This is a genomic window from Cohnella sp. SGD-V74, assembly GCF_003001675.1.
GTDB lineage: Bacteria > Bacillota > Bacilli > Paenibacillales > Paenibacillaceae > Cohnella.
Genome location: NZ_PVYW01000021.1, coordinates 21,474 through 44,855 on the forward strand (window position 1 = coordinate 21,474; position 23,382 = coordinate 44,855).

23 protein-coding genes and 1 pseudogene are annotated in these 23,382 nt (G+C 53.0%); 18 read left to right on the forward strand and 6 right to left on the reverse strand.

The annotated features are described in order from the left end of the window. Positions 1 to 34: 34 nt before the first annotated feature. Positions 35 to 1,870, forward strand: a complete 1,836-nt coding sequence (locus tag B0G52_RS26905) for a cache domain-containing sensor histidine kinase (protein ID WP_094049087.1) — start codon at positions 35 to 37, stop codon at positions 1,868 to 1,870. Further along, on the forward strand, positions 1,851 to 3,389 hold the full coding sequence (locus B0G52_RS26910; RefSeq protein ID WP_094049089.1) for a response regulator transcription factor: 1,539 nt from the start codon (positions 1,851 to 1,853) through the stop codon (positions 3,387 to 3,389). Before B0G52_RS26905 ends, B0G52_RS26910 begins: the two co-directional genes overlap by 20 nt. 86 nt (positions 3,390 to 3,475) lie before the next feature. On the opposite strand, the gene B0G52_RS26915 is transcribed toward B0G52_RS26910, so the two are convergent. Then, on the reverse strand, positions 3,476 to 4,882 hold the full coding sequence (locus B0G52_RS26915; RefSeq protein ID WP_094049091.1) for a DUF4832 domain-containing protein: 1,407 nt from the start codon (positions 4,880 to 4,882) through the stop codon (positions 3,476 to 3,478). Positions 4,883 to 5,321: 439 nt separating this feature from the next. Between B0G52_RS26915 and B0G52_RS26920 the strand changes: the two genes are divergently transcribed. The 4 genes from B0G52_RS26920 to B0G52_RS26935 all read left to right on the forward strand — a co-directional run bounded on the left by B0G52_RS26920 (position 5,322) and on the right by B0G52_RS26935 (position 7,714). Continuing rightward, positions 5,322 to 5,660 (forward strand): VOC family protein, encoded by a 339-nt coding sequence (locus B0G52_RS26920; protein ID WP_094049092.1) that lies wholly within the window; start codon positions 5,322 to 5,324, stop codon positions 5,658 to 5,660. Between the two features lie 59 nt (positions 5,661 to 5,719). Continuing rightward, positions 5,720 to 6,676: a sigma-70 family RNA polymerase sigma factor gene (locus B0G52_RS26925; protein WP_094049095.1), complete on the forward strand. Its 957-nt coding sequence runs from the start codon at positions 5,720 to 5,722 to the stop codon at positions 6,674 to 6,676. Between the two features lie 75 nt (positions 6,677 to 6,751). Beyond that, positions 6,752 to 7,177 (forward strand): SRPBCC family protein, encoded by a 426-nt coding sequence (locus B0G52_RS26930; protein ID WP_094049097.1) that lies wholly within the window; start codon positions 6,752 to 6,754, stop codon positions 7,175 to 7,177. A 114-nt stretch (positions 7,178 to 7,291) separates the two neighbouring features. After that, on the forward strand, positions 7,292 to 7,714 hold the full coding sequence (locus B0G52_RS26935; protein ID WP_094049099.1) for a VOC family protein: 423 nt from the start codon (positions 7,292 to 7,294) through the stop codon (positions 7,712 to 7,714). Between the two features lie 49 nt (positions 7,715 to 7,763). On the opposite strand, the gene B0G52_RS26940 is transcribed toward B0G52_RS26935, so the two are convergent. Then, positions 7,764 to 8,339, reverse strand: a complete 576-nt coding sequence (locus B0G52_RS26940; RefSeq protein ID WP_094049101.1) for a TetR/AcrR family transcriptional regulator — start codon at positions 8,337 to 8,339, stop codon at positions 7,764 to 7,766. Positions 8,340 to 8,500: 161 nt separating this feature from the next. Between B0G52_RS26940 and B0G52_RS26945 the strand changes: the two genes are divergently transcribed. Next, positions 8,501 to 9,238 (forward strand): SDR family oxidoreductase, encoded by a 738-nt coding sequence (locus B0G52_RS26945; RefSeq protein WP_094049103.1) that lies wholly within the window; start codon positions 8,501 to 8,503, stop codon positions 9,236 to 9,238. 64 nt (positions 9,239 to 9,302) lie between these two features. On the opposite strand, the gene B0G52_RS26950 is transcribed toward B0G52_RS26945, so the two are convergent. Continuing rightward, positions 9,303 to 9,866 carry a hypothetical protein gene (locus B0G52_RS26950; RefSeq protein ID WP_094049105.1) on the reverse strand — a complete coding sequence of 188 codons (564 nt, stop codon included), beginning with the start codon at positions 9,864 to 9,866 and terminating at the stop codon, positions 9,303 to 9,305. Between the two features lie 173 nt (positions 9,867 to 10,039). Here B0G52_RS26950 and B0G52_RS26955 point away from each other — a divergent pair, with 173 nt between their 5' ends. The 3 genes and pseudogenes from B0G52_RS26955 to B0G52_RS36735 all read left to right on the forward strand — a co-directional run. Continuing rightward, the gene (locus tag B0G52_RS26955) at positions 10,040 to 10,645 is read left to right on the forward strand and encodes a TetR/AcrR family transcriptional regulator (RefSeq protein ID WP_094049107.1); all 606 of its coding nucleotides are present in this window, start codon (positions 10,040 to 10,042) and stop codon (positions 10,643 to 10,645) included. Between the two features lie 97 nt (positions 10,646 to 10,742). Next, a complete protein-coding gene (locus tag B0G52_RS26960) occupies positions 10,743 to 11,615 on the forward strand; it encodes an AraC family transcriptional regulator (RefSeq protein ID WP_094049109.1) in 873 nt (290 codons plus the stop codon). 13 nt (positions 11,616 to 11,628) lie between these two features. Beyond that, a pseudogene (locus tag B0G52_RS36735) lies at positions 11,629 to 12,393 on the forward strand (phosphotransferase enzyme family protein); the annotation flags it as partial. A 406-nt stretch (positions 12,394 to 12,799) separates the two neighbouring features. On the opposite strand, the gene B0G52_RS26975 reads toward B0G52_RS36735, so the two are convergent. Next, positions 12,800 to 13,483 (reverse strand): DUF4386 family protein, encoded by a 684-nt coding sequence (locus B0G52_RS26975; RefSeq protein ID WP_094049113.1) that lies wholly within the window; start codon positions 13,481 to 13,483, stop codon positions 12,800 to 12,802. Positions 13,484 to 13,648: 165 nt separating this feature from the next. Here B0G52_RS26975 and B0G52_RS26980 point away from each other — a divergent pair, with 165 nt between their 5' ends. The 4 genes from B0G52_RS26980 to B0G52_RS26995 all read left to right on the forward strand — a co-directional run bounded on the left by B0G52_RS26980 (position 13,649) and on the right by B0G52_RS26995 (position 16,490). Then, on the forward strand, positions 13,649 to 14,791 hold the full coding sequence (locus B0G52_RS26980) for a phosphotransferase (protein ID WP_233163120.1): 1,143 nt from the start codon (positions 13,649 to 13,651) through the stop codon (positions 14,789 to 14,791). A 213-nt stretch (positions 14,792 to 15,004) separates the two neighbouring features. After that, complete coding sequence (locus tag B0G52_RS26985) at positions 15,005 to 15,808, forward strand: alpha/beta fold hydrolase (RefSeq protein WP_094049327.1); 804 nt, start codon at positions 15,005 to 15,007, stop codon at positions 15,806 to 15,808. 18 nt (positions 15,809 to 15,826) lie between these two features. After that, entirely contained in the window at positions 15,827 to 16,276 is a 450-nt protein-coding gene (locus B0G52_RS26990) for a YdeI/OmpD-associated family protein (protein ID WP_094049117.1), read from the forward strand. Further along, positions 16,245 to 16,490 (forward strand): hypothetical protein, encoded by a 246-nt coding sequence (locus B0G52_RS26995; RefSeq protein WP_094049119.1) that lies wholly within the window; start codon positions 16,245 to 16,247, stop codon positions 16,488 to 16,490. Before B0G52_RS26990 ends, B0G52_RS26995 begins: the two co-directional genes overlap by 32 nt. A 76-nt stretch (positions 16,491 to 16,566) precedes the next feature. On the opposite strand, the gene nspC is transcribed toward B0G52_RS26995, so the two are convergent. Together nspC and B0G52_RS27005 are read right to left on the reverse strand one after the other, a co-directional pair. Continuing rightward, positions 16,567 to 17,694 (reverse strand): carboxynorspermidine decarboxylase, encoded by a 1,128-nt coding sequence (gene nspC, locus B0G52_RS27000; RefSeq protein WP_094049121.1) that lies wholly within the window; start codon positions 17,692 to 17,694, stop codon positions 16,567 to 16,569. Positions 17,695 to 17,698: 4 nt separating this feature from the next. Beyond that, a complete protein-coding gene (locus B0G52_RS27005; RefSeq protein WP_094049123.1) occupies positions 17,699 to 18,946 on the reverse strand; it encodes a saccharopine dehydrogenase family protein in 1,248 nt (415 codons plus the stop codon). Between the two features lie 693 nt (positions 18,947 to 19,639). On the opposite strand from B0G52_RS27005, the gene B0G52_RS27010 reads away from it, so the two are divergent. The 4 genes from B0G52_RS27010 (at position 19,640) to B0G52_RS27025 (ending at position 23,282) form a co-directional block, all read left to right on the forward strand. Then, positions 19,640 to 20,188, forward strand: a complete 549-nt coding sequence (locus B0G52_RS27010) for a TetR/AcrR family transcriptional regulator (protein WP_158223888.1) — start codon at positions 19,640 to 19,642, stop codon at positions 20,186 to 20,188. 21 nt (positions 20,189 to 20,209) lie between these two features. Then, positions 20,210 to 20,899: an ABC transporter ATP-binding protein gene (locus B0G52_RS27015; RefSeq protein ID WP_198960737.1), complete on the forward strand. Its 690-nt coding sequence runs from the start codon at positions 20,210 to 20,212 to the stop codon at positions 20,897 to 20,899. A gap of 13 nt (positions 20,900 to 20,912) precedes the next feature. Beyond that, complete coding sequence (locus B0G52_RS27020) at positions 20,913 to 22,664, forward strand: FtsX-like permease family protein (protein WP_094049127.1); 1,752 nt, start codon at positions 20,913 to 20,915, stop codon at positions 22,662 to 22,664. A gap of 96 nt (positions 22,665 to 22,760) precedes the next feature. Further along, complete coding sequence (locus tag B0G52_RS27025) at positions 22,761 to 23,282, forward strand: CAP domain-containing protein (protein ID WP_158223889.1); 522 nt, start codon at positions 22,761 to 22,763, stop codon at positions 23,280 to 23,282. Positions 23,283 to 23,382 lie beyond the last annotated feature (100 nt).

The window sequence follows — 23,382 nt, forward strand, 5'->3', positions numbered from 1 at the left end:
AGTCGGATCGCCGCTGCTAAGGGGCTGTGGGCAATTGAGGAAATGGCGCCGCTTCAAGATGAGAAATCTTCCGTTATTCGCGAAGATTTCTCTCGTTTTTTCGCTGGTTGTAACCTGTTTCATTCTCTTGATCGGTCTTAGCTCTTATTCGGTCTACCGCAATAGCATGGAAACCCAGGTCGGAGATTTCGTTCCGCAGGTTCTGGAGCAGGTCGGCGCCCGTATCGACGGCTATGTCGACGAGCTGCTGATGGTGCCCCAGTCGATCTTCTATATGCCTGGGGAGAGCGACGCATTGGGGGTTCTGCGCGCCGCCAACGATCCCGCGGTCACGCGTTCGCTGGAATACACCTTGGATCTTCATGCCGTTCTGAATCGGTTGAATTTCAGAACCGGAGAAAATCTGCAATCGATCACCTTCTACTCGTTGGCGGGGGACGCTTACCTCTTAACCAAGGGCGGAGGCATGTGGGTCGAGCGGAACTACAAGGATCAGCCCTGGTACGGGGAGCTGGATACGGAATATTACGCGCCGACGGTCTGGGGGACCTACCAGGACGAGACGGTCACGGGCCGTCCGTACGTCTTCTCGATCGTACAGCCGGTACAAAGCGCGAAGAGACACCGTATCGACGGCGTCATTCAAGTGTCGGGTTCGATCGAGGCGATCAGCGCGATGATCAGGAAGGTGAATTTCGGAGCCGGCTCGATCGTGTACGTGCTGGATCACCGCAACCATATCGTATTTTCGACCAATCCGTCGGTGATCGGCCAAGCGTGGAATCGCTCTTACGGCTTCGATTGGGGCGAGAGACCGGTCGGTGCGGATTCGTTCGAGCTCGAGCTGGAGGACAAGCCGTATCTGTTCAGCTACAACTGGTCGTCCGACTCGGGCTGGAAGGTCGTCAGCCTGATTCCAAGCGAGAATCTGAGTAAAGGAATTTACCGGATCAAATTTTGGACGTACGCCGTCGTGGCATCGGGAATTCTGATCGTGTTCGGGCTGGCGCTTGCCATCGCGTACGGGTTTACGAAGCCTCTTCGGAAGCTGAGCGATCGGATCAAGCATTTGGATCTTCAACACTTGGACAAGCCGCCTGACGTAGATCGGCTGGACGAGGTCGGGCATCTGTCGAATTCGTTCCAGAACATGATCAAGCGGATGAACGGCTTGTTCGGCGAAATCACGCATGAGAAAGTGCTAAAGCAGGAGGCCGAGATCAAGGCGCTGCAGAGTCAGATCAACCCTCATTTTATCCACAATGCGCTGGAAACGATCCGGATGACCTACAAGTCGGGCCGACACGAGAACGGGGAACAGGGCTTGGTCTCGCTCGGGCACGTCCTGCGCTACCAAGCGGCCCAGGAGCAGGATGCCATTCCGTTCTCGGCCGAGCTCGAATTTCTGAACAAATTCTTGAGTCTGCAGAAGCTTCGCTACGGGGATCGGCTATCCGTTGACCTGGAGGTGGACCCGGAAGTGGAGAAGCACTCGATCCCTTATATGATTTTGCAGCCGTTGGTGGAAAATGCTTTGAAATACGGCGTCTCCTCGTTCGATCATTCAATTGCGCTGACGGTTCGGATCGGCGTCGAGGATGGGTTCATTACAGGAGACGTAATCGACGAAGGCAAAGGAATGTCGCCGGAGCGGCTGGAGCAGGTGATTGCCGAGATGGGCGCCTTCTCGGGCAACCGGCAGGGCGGAATCGGGCTCGCCAACGTCTACCAGCGTCTTCAGCTTTTGTTCGGTCCCTCGGCCGAGCTCCATATCGAAAGCCATCAAGAAGTCGGGACGATCGTCAGCTTTCGCTTTCCGGTCCGCCCGCATAACAAGGGGAAGCTTAAACATGCGAATCCTAATCGTTGACGATGAACAGGAAATCCGCAACGGCATCCGCCATTTGCTGATCGGCTCGGCGTTAGCCGACCGGATCGAAATCGTCGGGACGGCGAACGACGGCCGCGAGGCGATGATCGTGGCCGGCAGCGGGCCGGTAGATCTGATTATTACCGATATTCGTATGCCGGGGATGGACGGCTTGGAGCTGATCCGGCATATTCGTACGGCCAATCCTTCGATCGCTTTCATCATTCTAAGCGGCTATGACGACTTCTCGTATGCTCGCGAAGCGATGCGTTACGGCGCGCTCGACTATCTGCTCAAGCCGGTGGAGGAGCGCGAGCTTCTCGGGATCGTCGAGCGGTTGATCGAGCGGACGAACAAGGAGAAGGAGCCTCCTCTCTATCTGACCCGCGACGAATTCCGCGCTCTCCGGGAGAATGGGGAATGGAAAGCTGTGGCCCTTTGCGGCGCCGACGAGCTGCCGGAGGAGCGGGTACGGGAGTTGGGCGGCGAACCGATGCTGCAGTGGATGCTGGCCAAGGTGCACTCGGAGGCGGCGAGGGAGCTTGGCGGCATTTACCTTCTGACCGGGGATTCGGCGGTTCCTTTCCGCTATTCCTTTGGGCTCGCGGCGGGGAGCGAACATGAGCTTCGGAATAAGCTTGCCGAATTCGCGCAGCGAGTCCATCATTTCTGCCGGGAAAGGGTGAAGGTGCCGGTCAGCTTCGGCTTATCAGAGCCCGTTCGACAGGAGGTGCAATCCTCCGAAGAGATGCCGATAGACCTGGCTTTCGTCCGAGCGCAGCAGGCATTGTTTTCCAGAGTGCTGTTGGGCAGCGACATATATCGGGGGGAGGACATTCAGGAGGCGAAGCATCACCATGCGAGCGAGAAGCTGGAGGCGGCGTTGGAGATTAAAGACTCGGATTCCATCGTTGAGGAAATCGAGGCGCTAATCGAGAGGTGCGTACAGGAGGGCAGCGTGAGTGTGCTGCTCCTGTCTCTGGAGCGTCTCTTGTTCCTCGTTCACCATCGCTGGCAGGTCGACCTCTCTTCCGCCGACGGGACAAGCATGTCCCTCATGAATCGGACGCTTGAAAGCCTGCTGTGGTCGAGCCGCCCCAGCTCGTTAAGGAAGGGCTTGATGGAATGGATTCAAGGCGCGCTTGCTCGACTCGACCCCGCCAGACAGGAAGGGAAAGTGTTGGCCCGCGCCAAGAAATATATTCAAGCCCATCTGCAGCACCCCGTTAATCTGACAGAAGTCAGTCAAGAGACGCTGGTTACCCCGCAATATTTAAGCAAGCTATTTCGCGAGAAGTCCGGCGAGACGTTCATTGAATATATCACCAGGCTGCGGATTGAAGAGGCGAAGCGGCTGCTGGCGGAGCCCGGCGTTAAGGTGTACGAGGTAGCCAGTCAAGTGGGATATAGCAACTGGAAGCATTTTAGCCGGGTGTTTAAGCAGCATACGGGCTACGGCCCGGCCGATTACAAAAATCGCATTTTCGTCGACCGAGTCGGGTATCAGCACGAGCTGTGAACGCGGTGAAAACAAGCGGGGCTTATCCGATTAAGAACGTGTCGGATAGGCCCCGCTTATCATTTTTGCAGGATCGCGTCGAGGGATTAGAATGGCAATTTCCAATATTCGCTCACATCGGGAGATTCCAGCTCAAGCTGCACTTCCACATTGCCGAGCGCGTACCAACCGTCCTCTTGCCGCCCGGTATTGGCCAATTGAATAGCCGGCTGGCCGGTATGCGGATTGAGAATCGCAATTTCGAACTGGTAATGCCCCAGAGGCATATCCGCCGGAATCCAGATCGCGTTGTCGTAGATGCTGTCGCCCGGAAGCCACTGATTGATATTGGCGTCCGTGAAGAAAACCTTATGATACTGATCGTTTTTCAGACGCAGCGCGAGCGGGAACTTCTTGTAGCAAGGCGCGACGCCCAGGTTCTCCCACCAGGAAGCGAACGCAAGCTTGCCGCCCGGCTTCACCGCTTCAGGGAAGGAGAGCTTGCGCAAAGCGAGGCGATAGCCCATCCGTTTCAGCCAGCGGTCGATATGCGGCTCCCATTCCTTCGGAACCGGCGACGATTTGGCGTTGAAGGAAGAAATATGCCATTTCAGCGATTGGTCGATAATATAATCGACATCCCATCCTTTGTCCTTCCAGTGTTGAATGACCCAGCAAACCTCCAATGAAACGGGGGCCTTCTGCCAAGCGTCCTGCATGCCCGAGCGGATAAGCTGCTGCGGATAATAATCGTGCATATGCGACCAGTCGTCTACATGGTCCCATGCTTTGCCGCACACGTCTCCGAGGCAATCGACGCGCCAACCGACATTGGCCCGGGACAGCCCGAAGCCGTTCGTCTTGTCGTCGGTCAGCAGCATGATGAGCGGCGTTTCTTTGAAGGAGTCCGTATACGCGCTGACCAGCGCCTCTCTCGCTGTCTGGCTCAACAGATTGGAGCCGATGCCTTCTCCCCACGAGCCGACGATGGACAGATCGATGCTTTCCATGTCCGGGTGACCGTCATACCGACTGCCCAGAGCGCGAATAAAGCGTCCGAAATGTTCGGCGTAAGTCGGGTCCTCGGGATCGACCATCCAACCCGGACCGTCATCGAACCTTGGAGGCGGCGCCCCCAACGCTTCGCGATACCACGCAGGAACATCTTCTTTATCATTAGCGCCGTACGGAGCTATGCGAAGCAATAGGGTTTGCTTGCGCTGGCGGGCCGTCGCAATCGCATGATCGATCAAATCCCAGCGATAGTTGCCCTTCTCCGGCTCCATGTATTTCCAATAGACTCTGAAATAAGCGATCGTCGTTGCCGGATGGTTCTCGTTTTCCAAATTGCCGTCGAAGTCCTGATACACAATCGGAGACCCTTCGGTCCACCCTGTTCCTTCGTTCAGCTTATCTCCGTTAAACCGCTGAAAGGTCATAAATCCGATACCCGGATTAATTAGAACGTCGTCGATCAGCTTCGGTCTGGCGTTAATGATTTTACAGGTACCCATATCGATCTACCCCTTCCGGTGACTTACTTTTAATCGTAAACCAGATCCACGGTATCGCAATTTTAATTTGTTGATATTTTTTGCGATTTGTTTACTCCTTTCCCTTTACATGCACGCAGAGCTGCTTTAGCTACGGAGACATATGTCGTCCGATAAGCTGGGATATTGGACCCTGCTGCCTGATTTTTGAATGTGATACGATATGCGGACAGAATAGAAGATGGAAAATGAATCCGATCGATTAGAAGAGAGGATGGAGCTCTTGCCAAATGTTATTGAATATGAGGATCGTGGGAGGGTTTGAAGAAGGCACGAGTATCGGATAACACTCTTTTCACATTGCCGGGTTTCGTCCCTTGGTTCCGTGGATGTATAATCATGGAAGAGGCTCAGACTACGTATGATCCAGTCTCAAAGTGAAAAAGAAAGGATGCGGATGATGAAACTAAATCATTTGAATCTGACGGTGACGGATGTGTCTGCTTCACGCGAGTTTTTGGAGAAATACTTTGGCATGAAATGCGTAGGAAGCCGAGGGAACGCATTCGCAGCCATGTTCGACGAAGGAGGCTTCGTTCTGACGTTGATGAAGGGAAAAAACGTGCAATATCCGGAAACGTTCCATATCGGCTTCCCTCAGGAGAGCGAAGAGCAAGTGAACCTGATCAATCAACGATTAAAGGACGACGGTTTTGAAGTGGACCCTCCGCAGCATGCGCATGGATATACGTTTTACGTAGAAGCGCCTGGAGGATTTACCGTTGAAGTATTATGCTAATAATAGCAGTAAATCCAGGCATTCAGGCATAAGGGTTCGCCTGTCCCAAGGAGGCCAAGATGAACGAAACCGCATCAGAGCTTCAGCTATTCGAGAGCTTAAAGCCGGAGCTGACATCGTTCTGTTACAGAATGCTAGGATCTATCGATGACGCGGACGATGCCGTTCAGGAAACCTTTATTCGCGTATGGCAGAATTGGAATACGTTCCGGCAGGAATCCTCGTCCAAAACATGGATCTATCGCATCGCATCCAACTTATGCCTGGACAAGCTGAGGCAGGCCAAACGCCGGGTTCGTCCCGTTGATCTATTCGCCCCTGCGGCATCGATCGACGTGCCCCGCGAAACATTGCCCGATTCCTCTTGGATTTGGCCGGCCCCTGACTTCTCGGACAGTCCGGAAGATCGTCTCATTCGCAAAGATACTCTTCAGCTCTGTTTTATCACTCTCTTCCAAATGCTCCCTCCCCGCCAGCGTGCGGTTCTGATTTTGAAGGACGTGTTCGAATGGTCTTCCAAAGAGATCGCGGAAACGTTAGGAATGTCGCCGGCCGCGGTCAACAGCGCCCTGCAACGAGCCAGAGAAACGATGGAACGGGAGAAGCTTCAATCCGACGAGCTGGACATGATGAAGGCCGAACCGGATCGTGAGCTGTTGTCCCGGTACGTGGAAGCCTTCGAACAATTTGATATCCAGGCGCTGGTATCGTTGTTCCATGAGGAAGGCCGTCTGTCGATGCCGCCTTTCGCCATGTGGGTACAGGGACAAGACGACTTGTCCAAGTTTTTCTCGCTTACTCGCGGGCATTGCGAAGGGTCCAGGTTTTTGCCGGTTACGGCCAATGGCGGGTATCCCGCATTCGCGCAGTATGTGCCAAGCGGCGAAGAACCCTGCCTGGTGCCTTGGGGGATTCACATCGTCGTGATGAAGGACAAGAGAATACACCACTCCCAAATTTTCATTCATTCCAAATTATTTTCCCGATTCGGGCTTCCTGAACGAATAGACCGATGAATATTGGAATCCGGCGTCGTCTATAGAAGTGTGAATCAAAAAAATACGACAATAATGAATGAGGTGTCCTTCAAAATGGAAACGAATCAATCGACGAAAGTGACCGTGCAAGCAGTTATTCAGGCTCCCGTAGAAAAAGTGTGGAAGTATTGGACCGAGCCGGCCCACATCACGAAGTGGAATCAGCCTTCGGAGGAGTGGCATGCGCCAAGAGCGGAGAACGACCTGCAGGCCGGCGGCAAGTTTCTGACCAGACTGGAAGCGAAGGATGGCAGCATGGGCTTCGATTTTGCCGGAGTCTACGATGCGGTGAAGCAGCATGAGGCCATTTCGTACACGCTGGAGGACGGAAGAAAGGTCGACATCACCTTCGCGGCGCAAGGAAACGAAACGAAGGTTGTTGAAATTTTCGACGCCGAGAGCACCCATCCCGTCGAATTCCAGCAAGCCGGTTGGCAGGCGATTTTGGACAGTTTCAAGAAGTATACGGAAGAATCGTAAATACAACAAACACGGGCGCCCAATAGGGCGCCTGTGTTGTGGAGCGCCGATGAATTTGCAGAGGCCGGAGCGTCTATACTTATGAATCAACTCAAACCTGAGGAGGAATAATCGATGACGCTTAAGCTAACCCCTTATATTACGGTGGAAGGACGCGCGAAGGAAGCGATCGAGTTTTATGTACAAGCCATTGGCGCGGAGGTTCTCTCCGTTGCGACTTACGGGGAAATGCCCAACATGCCGAGTACGTTCACAGACGATCTGAAGAGCCTTGTGGCGCATGCCAAGCTGAAGATCGGTGAATCGGAGCTCATGATTTCGGATGCGCCGGGCGGTTCGCCTATTGGCGCCGGGAAGCGGGTGACCATCTGCATTACAACGAACAGCGTGGACAAGTCGAAAAAGATATTTGAAGCTTTGCGGCAGGATGGCCAAGTCAATATTCCGTTTCAAGAAGAGGTTTTCAGCGCCGGGTTCGGCGATGTAACGGACAAATTCGGCGTGACCTTTCAAGTCTATACGGAGCTTGATTCCTAGAACGTATGGTTTAAGAGTCGCCCTCATCCTCGTGATGGTGCGGCTCTTTTTACTTCGGATAAACTTGATTCTTCTCGAATAAATTCTTCACCTGCTCGGCCATGAATGCCGCGGAATGCGGCATTTGATGACGAATCCACCATTCCACGACCCCAATGAAGGCCGAGGCCAGAAACTGCGCTTTAATCTCCTTGTCGGCAGCGGCGTCCGCGGTACCGCTGTCCATCTTTTTAACCAGATTATCGGACAAAAAATGCAGCAACCGATCCCGGAATAGAATGACTCTTTCATTGGAGAACATAGCAAAGAAAAAGCGGAAATGCTCGCGAAAATATTCGAACACCGGCAGGGGTTCGTGCACCATCCCTGGGCCGGCCGGATTCGCTTCCCGGTTCTTGCACAACGAGATGAACTCGTTGACATGGTCTTCGATGCACTTGTCCAACAAGTCGTACTTATCCGCATAATGCAAATACACCGTCCCGCGGTTCACGTTGGCGCGATCCGCGATTTCGTTGATGGTGATTTGGTCGAACTCCTTTTCCGAGAACAGCTCCAGAAACGCCTTCGTGATCGATTGTCTGGAACGCAGAATGCGGCGGTCGGTTTTAACGGCGTTTTCCATTCGTTACGATGCTCCTTTAGATAATCAACAATAGAGATGCTGGCGTTGAATATGGAACAGGATCGTATCCATTAACCATTGAGTATGCGGCGATTGTATCTATAATGTTAATCAACGGCCGTTAAATATTCAACGCATGTCGTATAAAGGAGCATCTGAGGATGGAAAATATAAAAAACAAAGTTGTCGTCATTACGGGAGCATCAAGCGGGATCGGAGAGGCCGCAGCGAAGCTGATCGCCCAGAACGGCGCGAAGGTGGTATTGGCGGCCAGAAGAGAGGACCGTCTCCGCGCGATCGTCGATGACATTATCCGAGACGGCGGCGAAGCCGTCTCGGTCACAGCGGATGTCGTATCTGCCGAAGACATGCTGAAGCTGGCCCAGACCGCCCTCCAGAAGTACGGTCGAATCGATGTATGGGTGAACAACGCGGGCATTATGCCGAACTCCAGATTGAATGAATTGCGAGTCGACGAGTGGGATCGAATGATCGACGTGAACGTCAAAGGCGTCCTGTATGGCATCGCGGCGGCGCTGCCGATCATGCGCGAGCAGCAGTCCGGTCATGTGATCAACCTGTCCTCGACTGCCGGTTATGAAGTAGCTCCGACGAGTGCTGTATACTCGGCTACCAAATTCGCCGTCAGAGCCATCACGGAAGGACTGCGCTTGGAAGAATCGGCGGCATCGGGCATCCGGACGACGCTGATTGCTCCGGGCCTGACGCGAACCGAGCTTCTGGACAGCATTACGAGCCCGGAAGTGCAGATGATGGCCAAACATATCGGCGATAAAGGAATATCTCCGTACAGCATTGCCCGAGCGATCGCGTTCGCCATTAACGAGCCTGACGATACGCTGGTCAGCGAGATTATGGTGCGGCCGACCGCATTGTAACATGGAGCCGTAACCCAACGACAGCAGGCTGCCGAGCACATCGGCAGCCTGCTTTCATATGGTTTCATCGTCCGTCGTTCACGATCGCTTTGCCGTAATGATCTACTGCGAAGCTGAACAGAACCTTCATCATAAACAGGATGCCCACGATCAGCATATAGGGCTGCACATCGGGCAATAAAGACGTGCCGCCGATGCCGGCGCATAAGAGCAGGCCTGCAACGAACAACTGCGATCGTTTTCCGGCAAGGGCGTTAACGACGAACGCGCCCGCTATCGTATAAGACCAGACCGCTATCGAATACCCGATATCCGTATTTAACAGCAGCGCAACCAGGATGACATGAACATGAACAGCGATGAAGAGGAGGCGATTGCGCTTGCGCGCAGCATAGAAATTGCTCGTCGAAGCGGTAAAATTGGCTATGCAGCCGGCAAATATATCGAAAATAAGAACCAAGGTCAGGGCGCTGCGCCACACCGGCAACGAATTCGTAAGCTCGGGAAACCGCAGCCCTAACGCGGCGGTAAGCAGGCCGCCGAAGAGCAGGATAGCCGCGATTGCTCCGACAGTTTGTCTTTCCCCGAAGATATCATGCAAAGACTTCGGAATCCGTAAGGACTTCACTTCACACACTCCCAACGTAATGGATTTCTCGTTCACGATAGAGTTTTAGAGTATTTGTTTATTATGACTACAAAATTATTATAAATACGGCATTCTGGATTTGCAATAGTTTTATACTCGAATAATTGATTTACTCTAAAACCTGAGCTACACTAAAGCTTGAGGTGGCACAGATGAACGGTTTTGAACGTCGGAAAGAGAAGAAGATCGAACAAATCTACCAAGCATCGCTGCAATTGTTTTCCAAATACGGCTTTCAGAAAGTCAGCGTGAATGAGATCGCCCAGACGGCGCAAGTCTCGCCGGCTACCATCTACAATTACTTCGGCACCAAAGAGCAGCTTTACGCCGAAATGCTCATGAACTGGATGGACAAGCAGCTGGAGCAGTACGACGAGATTCTGGATTCGGCGCTGAGTTTTCCCGAGAAGACGAAGGAAATTATGCTCAGAGAGGCGCAAAATTTGAAGCTGCTGTCGGATCGGATCGCGATAGCTTCGTCCTCCGATTGGAACGATTGGAGAGGCAAAGTCGCGGTGTACGGCGAGGAGAAGGCGGCTGCCTTTTTCATGAAATATGTCTCCCTGGGGAAACGAGAAGGGTATATTCGTCAGGATCAATCGGAAGAGATCGCGATCCTGTATTTCACGATGTTCAAGAACGAGCTGGGCCGCTATTGGGACGGAGAGCGCAGTCCGGAAGAGCTGACCGGGATACTCGATCCGATGCTGGAGCTGTTCTTCTACGGACTGGTCGGACAGGGCGGCAAGCTGATCTGATTCTTGATTCTCTAAGCCAACCTGATATTTCCGTGCATGAATTGCAAGGCTTTGTCATTCAGCTTTCCATATAATTAATGATTAAAGGATGATTGCTATGGATTGGCTGAAACGCATGAACAACGCCATGGAATATATAGAGACACATCTGTCCGGAGAAATCGATTACGACCAAGCAGCCAGAATTGCCTGCTGCTCGACCTACCATTTTCAACGAATGTTTTCGTTTATCGCCAGCGTTCCGCTGTCGGAGTATATTCGGCGCAGACGGCTCACCCTGGCGGCATTCGAACTGCAAAACAGCGGTACGAAGGTTATCGACATGGCGTTCAAGTACGGGTACGAATCGCCTGAGGCATTTTCCAGAGCGTTCAAAAAAATGCACGGCGCGATGCCGATGTCAGCGCGCGACAGAGGCGTCTCGCTCAAGGCCTATCCGCGGTTATCCTTTCATATTTCGATTCGAGGAGATGCGGAGATTAATTACAAGATCGAGGAGAAACAAGGTTTTGAAATGTTCGGCGTTTCAACCGTGATCGACGACGAGGGCGAGACCCCGTTCATTCAAATTCCTGAATTTTGGACGAAGTGTATTTCCGACGGAACCGTAGGCCGAATCCGTGCCGCTGCAGGGTTGGGGGAACACGGACAGATCCATGGGGTTCTCTACAATAATCAGGGAGGAAAATTCTCCTACATGATCGGGTATTTTCTTCCGGAGGGCGGTCTGGCGCAAGGGTTCGAACGGCTTCCAATCCCGACGCAAACGTATGCGGTTTTTTCAACGGGCGTCAACCCTGACGGGCAAAATGATATTCATCATTTGTGGAGACGCATTGGGGGAGAATGGTTTCCAACCTGCGATTATCATTCCGCTAACGGCCCCGAGTTTGAAATGACCTACGATAGAGGCGGCGGGATGTACGAAATGGAGGTCTGGATTCCCGTCGTCAACAAGACGGAGTCATAGGCTCTTAAAGGGTGTGAAGAGAATAGAGAATACCATCATTGCCGGACATGCGCTTGCTCAGTACGATATAGACGCGGTATCCGTATCGCCTATATCTCAGAGCGGCGCCGCGGTTTTCAAAGTTGAAGACGATCGCGGCTTGTTGTACAGCTTGCGTGTTCATAAATCCAAAAGCAGTACGCTCGAGAAGATATGGATGCGCCAAGATGTGCTGGACTCCGAGTTGGTATGGCTGGATGCGCTTAATCGCGAGACTCGTCTGATCCTTCCTGTGCCCAAACGCAATCGACAAGGATCGTATGTCACGCAGGTGGACGAAACGAATTGCACGATGCTCGGCTGGGTGGCGGGCGAGCAGAAACCGTACTTCACCAGCGAGCAGGAATTAAAATCGACGGCTGAAATGACCGCTGCGCTGCACCGTCAGGCCAGTACATGGCAACCTCCGTCATCCTTTGTTCGTCCAACTTATAATAGCGCTCGCGTGCGGGTTGCATTGGACATGCTCAACCAGCGGGTTAGCGAGGGGTTATTGGATGAACAGGATGTGAGGATTCTTAATGCCGCCGGGGAGAAAGCGATAGCCATGCTCGATGCGCTTCCTAAAAATAAGCAAACTTGGGGCGTATTGCACAACGATTTGATTCCGGGCAATATCGTATACGTAGACGGGGGTGCAAGCCCCATAGACTTCGGCGCGAGCGGGTTCGGTTTTTTCCTCAATGACTTGGCCTGCACATTTTGTTTTGTTTATCCCTCTACCAGGCAACAGTACATCGAATGGTATGGGAAGCATTTCCCGTTGCCAAATGACCATGAGGTTCAATTAGAAGGATTCTTTATCGCTTCGCGGCTGACATCGATGATCCATTTTCTCGGTCTTCCCGACGCCAACGTCTGGATACCGACAGATGTGCACAAGTCTGCCTGTCGCGAATTTGGCAGGTATGCGAACGGGGAACGCTTTTTGTTCACGGGTACGCCGTTCTGGGAATGAAGGTATGCGATCGAGGTGTTTTCGAAAGCGACAGAGTGCTTTACTTTCTGATGGGGGAACACCAAATGAATCTGAGAGGAGATTTGATGCGAATATTGGACGACGGCGGATTTAGATATAAAATAATACCTGACGCAGGGCATGGCATCAACCATGAGCGGCCAGGTATTATTAATGAAGAGATTGTTCAGTTTCTGCTGGAAGAATAGAGCGCGGTGCTGCGCAACAAGACCACTCCCACCCCGATGAACCATAAGATCGCGCCTATTCCGAACACGTATCCCGCGCTGTACAAGGCCGGAACGACTGTCACGATCCCTGCCGCGCCGATCACCACGCCGCCGACGTTTAACGTCTTTGGGAGATTGCCCGACAGCAGGCCGGCCCAGCTCACGAGCAGTATCCATAATCCGCCCGGAAGCTCAAGAGCTCCGCCCAGCCCTTCCTCCACAGCAGACAGCGATAACCACACTATATGGGCTTGTTCCGGATTTTTATCGTAGAGCTCGGCGATGATGCCGAGGTCGTTAACGATGATCATGCCGCTGGAGATGACCGTGACGACCCAGATCAACCCGAATGCGGTAGCGATCCGCATCAATACGGGGGCTCCGTCTTTAAGTCTCTCATGCAGCGCGAGTGCCAAAGGAACCATCGCCACTCCGGCGACCAGGTAAATGAGAAGATGCCAGACGTGCATTAGGGCCTGATGCTCCACAATAAATTTGACGTACTCTTCGGCTTCGGCCTCCATAATGGGACTCAAGTAAGTGAATACGAGTCCGATCCCCACGATATACGCGAATGCATTGACCAGCGCGGATATGCCGCCAGAGAGCGCCAGGTTTTTCAAGCTACGATTCGTCAACATCGTTTCGTTACCTCCGATTACGGGTTTTGCGAATAGTGTACCGGGAATCGGAGGCGACGCGAAGCTACTTAAGTATCGTTATTTCAGCAGCGGTCCTGCCAAGAGGTGTGGACGAGAGCGCGCTATGGAGGAAGAGAGAGGTTGAGGTGAATGCGCTTGAATCCAATGATTCAAAATAATACCGGCCTGCCGATACAAAACAAGATCGAACAGATCAATGCCTGCATCTATTCGATCCATGGAAATGCGACTGTTGAGCTTGTAAGCGTAACCTGCGACGATATCGGCTATAAAACGCCAAACTTCACAACCTCCGGTATATTCCGCCTGCATGGCCTGGTTAAGCTGGACAACGAATTGAAGCCGTGGTGCGCTATTCTTAAGATCATTAAACCGGATACCGCCGAGAAAGATAACGCAGAACATCACAACTACTGGCGACGTGAGGCGCTCGTATTCGAGTCGGGGATTTTGAGGGAATTTCCGGATTCCGTCTACGCGGCAGAACACTTTTGGGTTGAGGAGCAACAGGACGGCACCGTATGGCTTTGGATGGAGTACGTAGAGGGGGAGTACGCCAACACAGTCGAGCAATTCGCTTATATTGCCCGACAATTAGGCCGGTTTAACGGAGCTTATCTCACAGGCCTGCGCCCGCTGCCGGATCAGGAGTGGATATGCCGAGCGTGGCTGAAGTCATGGACGACCGCAAGCCGCATGTACGCCCCGAATATGGAGGATTACGCTAGCCGGGTATCGACGGAAGAAGACCGACACACGTGGACGTGGTATCAAGAAATCCTGCGAAACCTGGACGCCGCGATCGATTCGCTCCAACAGCTGCCGCGCGTACTGGCGCATCAGGATCTAAGCCAGATGAATATGCTGCTCGTTCAACAAGAAGGGAATGGCAATCGACTGGTTCTGATCGACTGGCAGTTCATGAGTCTATCGGGAATCGGTGAAGACTTAGGGAAGCTATACGGCGTGAATCTCAGTCTTGGCATCATTCCTCCCGATCAATACATAAGGTTCCAAACCTCCGTTTACGATGCATACCTGGAAGGGCTGCGGGAAGCGGGATGGCGGGGGAACGCACAATTGGCGAGATACGGCTTCTGCTTAAGCATGGCCTTGAGAAGCGTGTGGGAGGTTCCGCAGTATTTTTCCGTCATGGCTCAGTTGGAGAATGAACCCCGGAACGCGAAGCTCCAAGAGAGGCTTAACCGGCTTTCCGGCATCGTATCCATACAAAAACAAATGGCGCTGGAAGCGGATGCTCTTCAACGTTCGTGGGCGCGGCTGTAATCCAGGAAGCGATATACATTAAATTTAACCGGTTTGAACCTTGCGAAAAAATATTTCTGTTTGTTTTAATGATATGTCGATTATTCGAGCGGCCGTTCGTCGTCAAAGTAGATGTGAGGAAGAATCGCTGCGAGCATGGATTTCCGCCGAGGCGGTCTGAGCCATGCCTGCGTCGAGAAGCACTACGATATTCGGAGAGAGAGGGATGGATCGATGAATCGTGTTATCTCGAAAGACGGCACGTCGATTGCGTATACGAAGGTCGGACAGGGGCCTGCCCTGATTTTGGTCGACGGGGCGCTCTGCTATCGGGCGTCCGGCCCGAACGAGCCGCTGGCCAAGGAGCTGTTGCCGCATTTTACCGTGTATACCTACGATCGCCGCGGTCGGGGCGAGAGTAACGAAGCAAAGCCTTATGCGATCGAGAGGGAGGTCGAGGATATCGCGGCGCTGATCGAAGAAGCGGGAGGCTCGGCGCACCTGTACGGCATTTCTTCCGGCGCCGCCCTGGCGCTCGAGGCGGCCAAGCGTCTCCCTTCGGTCAAGAAGCTTGTCGTGTATGAAGCGCCGTTCGTCGTTGACGGCAGCCGGCTTCCGGTGCCGGGCCATTACGCCGCAACGTTCGACAAGCTGCTGGCCGCGAATCGACGCGGAGCGGCGGTTAAGCATTTCATGAGAAAAGGCGTGGGGCTTCCTGCGATCGTCACGGCGATGATGCCGCTCATGCCTGCATGGTCGAAGCTTAAAGCGGTTGCGCATACGCTTCCGTACGACACGCTGCTGACGGAGAGCTTTCAGAGAGGGAAACCGCTGCCTGCCGATTACTGGTCCGCCGTCAAGCTTCCGACGCTTGTCCTGTACGGCGGCAAAAGCCCCGCATGGATGCAGAACGGGATGAAGGCGCTCTCCGAGACGCTGCCTCAAGCCGCCCTGAACGTTCTGCCGGGGGAGACCCATATCGTTAAGCCGAAGTCGCTTGCGCCGCCGATGATCGCTTTTTATCTCAACGAACAATAAACCGAGGAGGGCTCCGGCATGAAATTCAGAACAACGCTCGAATTAAGCAAAAAAACGGCTACCGGCATTCACGTTCCCGACGAAATCGTGGAGGCGCTCGGAGCGGGCAAGAAGCCGCCCGTCAAAGTGACGATCGGCTCCTACACCTACCGCAGCACCGTAGCGTCGATGGGAGGCAGGTTCTTGTTGCCGGTAAGTCAGGAGCATCGCGAAGGAGCGGGCATTCAGGCCGGCGACGAAATCGAAGTCGAACTCGAGCTGGATGACGCGCCGCGCGAAGTAAGTGTGCCGGCCGATTTCGTGGAAGCGTTGGATCGTCATGCAGAGGCGCGGGAGTTCTTCGATCGGTTGTCCTACAGCAATAAGCGCCGGTTTGTTTTGAATATCGAAGGCGCCAAGAGCGCGGAGACCAGGCAGCGGCGCATCGACAAGTCCGTTGAATTGCTGCGCGAAGGCAAGCTTCAATAAGCAAGCGACAGGAGAGGCGCGCTGGGACTTATCGAAAGTAACGTTCCAGCGCCTCAAGGCGGGGGCAATCGACGCCTCGATCTCTACGGAGACGGTGCTGGAGTTCCTGCAAGCTATCGCCGGCATGCAGACGCAATGGGGAATGGCTTCCGAGTATCAGACGAAAATCGGCGAGGTGCACAAGCTGATGCTGTACGGGCTGATCGGGCGTTGAGCGGCAGAAGAGAGTGCAGATTCCAAAACAAGCCTGACTCTGCGCGCAGAGTCAGGCTTGTTCAAATCCCGCTATGTTAGGCCAACCGCATCTTGAAATCCCCATACCCGAACTCGCGCACGACCTCGCAATCTCCATCTTTCTTCTGGATGGCGATGGCGGGAAGGCTCATGCCGTTAAACGTCGTGTTCTTCACCATCGAATAGATCGCCATGTCTCCGAACACGAGCCGGTCGCCGCTCTTGAGCGGCTGATCGAAGGAATAGTCGCCGATGACGTCGCCCGACATGCAGGTAGATCCGCCGAGTCGATAGAGGAACGGCTTCTCGCCGACTTCCCCCGAGCCGAACAGCGGAGGACGGTAGGGCATCTCCAGCACGTCCGGCATATGGCAGGAAGCCGAAGTGTCCAGAAGAGCGATGTCTATGCCGTTGCGCATCGTATCCAGGACGGTGGACACCAGATACCCCGCATTGAGGGCTACGGCCTCTCCAGGCTCCAGGTAGACCGCCAAGCCGTACTTCTCCTGCATGCGCTTGATGCACGTCTCCAGCAGCGGAATGTCGTAGTCTTCCCTGGTGATATGGTGGCCTCCGCCGAAGTTGATCCATTCCATCTGAGGCAGCCATTCTCCGAACTTCTCTTCCACCGCTTGCAGCGTGGTGGCGAGATCGTTCGAATTCTGCTGGCACAGCGTGTGGAAATGCAGCCCCGAAATTCCGTCCAGCAGTTCGGGACGGAACTGCTCCAAGGTCACGCCGAAGCGGGAGCCGGACGAACAAGGGTCGTACAGGCCGTGACCCTCCTGCGTAGAGCATTCCGGGTTGATGCGCAAGCCGACTTTCTTGCCGGCTTGCAGCGCCTTATCTTTGAACTTCTCCACCTGAAAGAAGGAATTGAAAATAATGTGATCGCACAGCGAGACGATCTCATCGATCTCGTCCTCGCGATAAGCCGGCGAGAAGACGTGGTTTTCCTTCCCCAGTTCTTCTTTCCCCAGACGAGCTTCGAACAATCCGCTCGCTGTCGCGCCGCTCAAATACTCGGCGACCAGAGGATACAGCTTATACATCGAGAAGGCTTTCTGCGCCAGAATGATCTTGCATCCGGTGCGATCCATGACTCCGCGAAGAATCTTCAGGTTCTTCTCAAGAAGAGCTTCGTCGACAACGTAACAGGGAGTGGGCAGCTCTTCGAATCGCATCCGATTAGACGTGCTCCGCTACGAGTTCTTTTTCTTGCGCCGGAATCGGATCGGCATCGACGAGCGTCGGAGCGAGGTCTTCCTGCCAAGGCAGGCCCCACTTGTTCAGAGCGTCCATGAACGGATCCGGATCGAACTCTTCGATGTTGTATACGCCCGGCTTGTTCCATTTGCCCGTCAGAATCATCATGGCGCCGATCATGGCAGGAACGCCCGTCGTGTAAGAAATGGCTTGAGAGCCGACTTCTTCGTAGCATTCCTCATGAACGCACACATTATAGACGTAATACGTTTTTTCCTTGCCGTCCTTCTTGCCTTTGAAGATACAGCCGATATTCGTCTTGCCCTTCGTGCGGGGGCCCAGGGAAGCAGGGTCCGGCAGTACGGCTTTCAGGAATTGCAGCGGAACGATTTGCTTGCCTTCGAATTCGATCGGCTCGATTGAGGTCATGCCTACGTTCTCCAGGCATTTCAGGTGAGTCAGGTAGCTCTGGCCGAAAGTCATGAAGAAGCGGATCCGCTTCACTCCCGGGATGTTCACGGCCAACGATTCCAGCTCTTCATGGTACAGCAGGTACATATCCTTCTCGCCGACTTCCGGGAAGTCGTACACCCGCTTGATCTCCATCGGCTTCGTTTCGACCCATTCTCCGTTCTGGAAGTAGCGGCCGTTAGCCGTAACTTCGCGGATGTTGATCTCCGGGTTGAAGTTTGTAGCGAACGGATAGCCGTGATCACCGGCGTTGCAGTCGAGAATGTCGATATACTCGATCTCGTCGAAGTGGTGCTTGAGCGCGTAAGCGGAGAATACGCCCGTTACGCCAGGGTCGAAGCCGCTGCCGAGCAGAGCGGTAATTCCGGCTTTCTCGAAGCGCTCGCGATAATCCCACTGCCACTTGTACTCGAACTTCGCCGTATCGTGCGGCTCGTAGTTCGCCGTGTCCATGTAGTGAGTTTTGGTGGCCAGGCATGCGTCCATGATCGTCAGATCCTGGTACGGCAATGCCAGGTTGATGACGATGTCCGGCTTAACCTGCTCGATCAAGGCGATGAGTTCGTCCACGTTGTCGGCATCGACTTGAGCCGTCGTGATTTTGGTTTTGCCGCCGTCGAGCTTGGCTTTCAGCGCGTCGCATTTGGACTTCGTGCGGCTGGCGATGCAGATTTCCTCGAATACTTCGCTATTTTGAACACATTTGTGAATCGTGACGGAAGCTACGCCGCCGCAACCGATGATTAGAGCTTTTCCCATTTTCCATTTCCCCTAACTGTTTGAGATTCTTGTTTAACATTCCAAATTCGATCAAAAGAAAAAGCAAGCCGAAGACGCTTTGACCGCGCACATCGCTTGCTTTGATATATTCGTCATGATTAAAAAGCAAAAAGCACGCACGCAGCCTACGCTGACGGCATACTCCTCTACTAGCCATGTGAAATGACATTTCAGTAGAAGCTTCTTAATATTCAAAATATACCCGGTGGATTCAGAGTCTAAATAGCAAATAATCACTATGCCACTCTTATTGACCGTTTCACAAGTTGTGTGCGGATGCACTGGTTGTAAAGTAACCAACTCATAAAATTTGAGCTTTTAACTCAATCAATAAGGCAACTAAAGTTGCCAATCGGCATTTGACCCGGCTGTCCGTTGGCCTCAACTTCTTGTCGGAAGTGGTCAAAAATTATCTGCTGACAATGAACCTCAGATTTTTTGAAAATTAATAGCTTCTTCTTCCAATCTACGAAAACTATCATATCAGCATATCCGATAATAATCAATCACCAAATTATTATAGTCTTGAAACAGCGATCGATACCGAGGACTTGACAAAAGCGACACACGTGTCGTATTTTTCTATTATCGACATGCGTGTCACTTTTCAGCTTGAAAGGAACATCCCCTATGACGTTGACGCCAAAAGCGATTAAGAAGAAGCGATACATTTTGGAGAAAGCCGAAACCGTCTTTATAAGAGAAGGATATCCCTCCGTTACGATGAAACACATCGTCGAAGAGTGCGGAATAAGCCGCGGCGGGCTATACAAGTATTACAGCTCTGCGCAGGAGATTTTCGAGGATATTTTATCGTTGAGCAAAGAAGATGATTATGCGTATTTCACCGAGGGCATGAAGCAGGGAAGGAACGCCGTCGAGCTGTTGCACGGTTTTCTGCAAAAGCAGAAAGAGGAATTGGCGAATGCGAAAAATACGATTAGAGCGGCCAGCTACGAATATTTCTTATCGCGAAGACGTCATCTTCCGGAGGAAGTGCTGGGGGCGTACTTTAATGGCGCGGTTGCCGTCTTCTCTCGCGTCCTTGCCTACGGGATTGAACGGCAAGAAATGACACGCTTAGCTCATGCGGATATCGAGAAAACGGCAAGGCATTTCGTCGTTGCGCTGGAAGGATTGAATGTCCTGGCCATGAGCATGTCGGTTTCTCCCGAGCTGATCCAAGAGCAGCTAGACCTTATAATGGCCCCGATCGTCTGACAATTAGAATTGAGGGATACGATGGCAACCATCCTGAGCGCAGAGAAAATCGTGAAGCGATTCCATGAAAACGAAACGGTATTAAACGGAGTGGATCTGTCCATCTCCCCGAACTCGTTCAACGTCATCCTCGGCGCAAGCGGCTCCGGCAAAACGACCTTGCTGAATATTATGTCCGGGCTGCTAAAGCCGACTTCCGGCAAGGTGTTCTACAACGGTTCCGAGCTTACCGCGTTTAACCCTTCCCAAATGGCGGATCTGAAGAGGAACGACATCGGCCATATTTTCCAGAGCTATCTTCTGCTGCCGAATTTGACGGCGGGGGAGAACATTCGGATTGGCATGACGACGAGCCGGGAAACCTCATTACCCTTTGACGAAATTACGGAAATGCTCGGAATAGACGACATTTTACATAAGTTCCCCTCCCAATTATCCGGCGGACAGCAGCAGAGAGTATCCGTAGCCAGGGCGATCATTAAAAATCCCAAAGTCCTGTTCTGCGACGAGGCGACCGGAGCCCTGGACGAGGAGAACAGCAGACGCGTGATCAAGCTATTGCACTCGATCAAACAGCGGTACGGCGTAACGGTCGTGTTCATCACCCACAATTTAAGGATCGCCGATACCGCCGAACGCATTATTACAATGAAAGACGGACTTGTTCATCAGGACAGGTCGAATAAAGCCCCATTAGCGCGGAAGAAATGAGCTGGGAAATCGGATGAGCATTCGAACAAGCGAACGCTTGCTGTTCAAGGAAACCGGGAGAAGCCTGTTGAAAAACAGGAGCTACGCTGCTCTGCTCGGCCTGTTGGTCATGTTGACTTCGTTTATGTACTTTTTTGTTCAATTCTCCATTGATACCAATATGGATAACCTGCGCAGGCTCGTGCGATCGGGGGCGACTTTGACCGAGGATCAGGCCGGATTGCTTGCGGCGCTGCAGGCGAACGCGTCTTTGGCATGGATGTTTCTCTTATGCTTTTTGGCTATGAGCGCATTTGCGACGTTTCTTTTTTACCGGCATTATTTCGGCAAGCATCAAAGAGAGATCGGCGCATTTAAGGCGCTTGGTTTCAGTAATCGAGTCATCGTACGGACGTATGCAGCCTGTACGCTTATTCTGTCCACGGCAGCTTCGTTAACGGGCGCTGTATTAGGGTGGATCTTCTCGGGGGTGCTGCTGGATGCCTATACGGCTTCCTACGGGATTGCCGACGTTGAAAGAGGCATCCATGCCGTTAGCCTGGTTTACGGCGTTATTCTGGTCATCTCGGTGTTGTGCGCCGCGACTGCGTGGTCCTGCGCAACGTTTTGCAAGAGAGAGACTGCACTGCTCATAAGCGATGCGGCTGCGAAAAGGGAAAATCGAACCGTTAACCGGATTGCCGACCGCATTTCTTCCGTATGGCCGGAAAGCCGCAGAGTTTCGGTCAGAATCGCGCTTCGCAAGCCCGTCACCTGCGTGCTCAGCCTGATCGCCGTCGGGGTAAGCATGAGCCTTTTCATCATGAGTGTCTCCCTCTACATGAGCAGCGATAAAGTCTATCGGTCGCAGACGGAGGGACATCATTATGCGTATAACGTGCGGTTGGACGAGATGGTTCTGGACGATACGGGAAAACCCGCGCGTTCGGATCTGTACTTGAAAGTTCCGGCTTCCATCCAGATGTCAGGCGCTCGCGAGCCTATTCAACAGCACATCGTCGGCCTATCCGGCGGCGGGAATACGCTGGAGCTGCACGACCGGAACAACGAACGGCTGACCGTTCCGGAGGATAACGGAATATGGATCGGCGCCGCTCTGGAGGAAGTGTACGGTCTCAAGAAGGGCGATATGATTACCCTTGAGCTCTCGGGCGCACCTCATTCGGCCTTCATTGCCGGCGTGGCGGAAAACGCGGAAAGCAACTCCGTGTATATCGGCAGGAAACAGTTGACCGATTGGCTCGGCCTGCCGGAAACCTCGTATAACGGCTATTGGAGCAACGAGCTGGAACCGGCGGTCCCTGGGCAAGTTACGGCAAGAGCAGACCGCTTGGCGGCGCTCGACAAGGATGTCGTCTCCAATCGGATGAGCGCGGTCATTAATCAACTGCTGGGATGCGTGGCGGGGCTTATTCTCATCTACTTGGTATTGCTTCTTAATTTTCAGGACAGTAAGAAGGACATGCTGGTTCTGGGGTTATTGGGCTACAGGCCCAAAGAGATTAACGACATGCTGATCAGCGTATACAGGCCGGTCATGACGGCTGCTTTCCTGCTGATGCTGTTCCCCAGCATTGCCCTGTGCAAGGAAATACACAGAAGCCTGTCCATCCAAACGGGCGATTACATTCCGTTTCAGACCAACATTGGAATTATACTCAGCCTCTTTATTGGGATTCAGTTGATTTATTGGATCGTAGAAAAAGCCTTTACGGCTAAAATAGGAAAAATCGTGCGAAGAGAGGCGGTGTTTAATTTCGTTTAATCGGCAGCAGGGTCGCTCGCTTAGGTCGGGGTACAAGCAGGGAGTCCTTCTTCTCCATATATTGAATGGATCCAATTATAGAATGGAGGTTCAATGATGAAGAGAAGAATATCCTGGAACAAGAAGGTGAAGCCGGCAGCGAGTCGGACGACAAGCCCGAAGCGGAGCGTCAAGACTCCGGTCAGAAGAGCGAGCGGCTTGAAGCCGCGCATTAAGCAATCCAACGCTTTCGAACTGCAAGTGTTCAGACTCGTTAATATGGAAAGAACAAGCCGGGGCATCCCCGCGCTGACGCTGAACTCGACGCTGGCGGAGCTGGCCCGGCTGAAATCGACCGATATGCGGGACAACAACTATTTCGGCCATAACTCCCCGCTATACGGCTCTCCCCAGCAAATGTTGGACAGGTTCGGCGTTGAGTGGAGAGCTTCCGCGGAAAATATCGCGGCCGGCCCGACAACGCCCGAAGAGGTCGTCAGAGTGTGGATGAACAGCACAGGCCACCGGGCCAACATTCTGGATCGCCGTTTCACAGACACCGGCGTCGGTTACGTAGCCGGCAATCCGACAAGCGAATATCGGACGTATTGGACGCAATTATTCATCCAACGTCCTTAATTTCAAGGACGAAGATCAAGAGACTTTTCCCAATGGCATCCGGCGGCCGGCGGGGAAGGTTTCTTTTTGTTTTCGTCCAAAAATTAAAGGTTGATTTCTT

Bases quoted from the DNA above. Each gene is read 5' to 3' on its own strand.
- B0G52_RS26910 (WP_094049089.1), top strand. From the start codon at position 1,851: ATGCGAATCCTAATCGTTGACGATGAACAGGAAATCCGCAACGGCATC.
- B0G52_RS26915 (WP_094049091.1), bottom strand. From the start codon at position 4,882: ATGGGTACCTGTAAAATCATTAACGCCAGACCGAAGCTGATCGACGAC.
- B0G52_RS26920 (WP_094049092.1), top strand. From the start codon at position 5,322: ATGAAACTAAATCATTTGAATCTGACGGTGACGGATGTGTCTGCTTCA.
- B0G52_RS26925 (WP_094049095.1), top strand. From the start codon at position 5,720: ATGAACGAAACCGCATCAGAGCTTCAGCTATTCGAGAGCTTAAAGCCG.
- B0G52_RS26930 (WP_094049097.1), top strand. From the start codon at position 6,752: ATGGAAACGAATCAATCGACGAAAGTGACCGTGCAAGCAGTTATTCAG.
- B0G52_RS26935 (WP_094049099.1), top strand. From the start codon at position 7,292: ATGACGCTTAAGCTAACCCCTTATATTACGGTGGAAGGACGCGCGAAG.
- B0G52_RS26940 (WP_094049101.1), bottom strand. From the start codon at position 8,339: ATGGAAAACGCCGTTAAAACCGACCGCCGCATTCTGCGTTCCAGACAA.
- B0G52_RS26945 (WP_094049103.1), top strand. From the start codon at position 8,501: ATGGAAAATATAAAAAACAAAGTTGTCGTCATTACGGGAGCATCAAGC.
- B0G52_RS26955 (WP_094049107.1), top strand. From the start codon at position 10,040: ATGAACGGTTTTGAACGTCGGAAAGAGAAGAAGATCGAACAAATCTAC.
- B0G52_RS26960 (WP_094049109.1), top strand. From the start codon at position 10,743: ATGGATTGGCTGAAACGCATGAACAACGCCATGGAATATATAGAGACA.
- B0G52_RS26975 (WP_094049113.1), bottom strand. From the start codon at position 13,483: ATGTTGACGAATCGTAGCTTGAAAAACCTGGCGCTCTCTGGCGGCATA.
- B0G52_RS26980 (WP_233163120.1), top strand. From the start codon at position 13,649: ATGATTCAAAATAATACCGGCCTGCCGATACAAAACAAGATCGAACAG.
- B0G52_RS26985 (WP_094049327.1), top strand. From the start codon at position 15,005: ATGAATCGTGTTATCTCGAAAGACGGCACGTCGATTGCGTATACGAAG.
- B0G52_RS26990 (WP_094049117.1), top strand. From the start codon at position 15,827: ATGAAATTCAGAACAACGCTCGAATTAAGCAAAAAAACGGCTACCGGC.
- nspC (WP_094049121.1), bottom strand. From the start codon at position 17,694: ATGCGATTCGAAGAGCTGCCCACTCCCTGTTACGTTGTCGACGAAGCT.
- B0G52_RS27005 (WP_094049123.1), bottom strand. From the start codon at position 18,946: ATGGGAAAAGCTCTAATCATCGGTTGCGGCGGCGTAGCTTCCGTCACG.
- B0G52_RS27015 (WP_198960737.1), top strand. From the start codon at position 20,210: ATGGCAACCATCCTGAGCGCAGAGAAAATCGTGAAGCGATTCCATGAA.
- B0G52_RS27020 (WP_094049127.1), top strand. From the start codon at position 20,913: ATGAGCATTCGAACAAGCGAACGCTTGCTGTTCAAGGAAACCGGGAGA.
- B0G52_RS27025 (WP_158223889.1), top strand. From the start codon at position 22,761: ATGAAGAGAAGAATATCCTGGAACAAGAAGGTGAAGCCGGCAGCGAGT.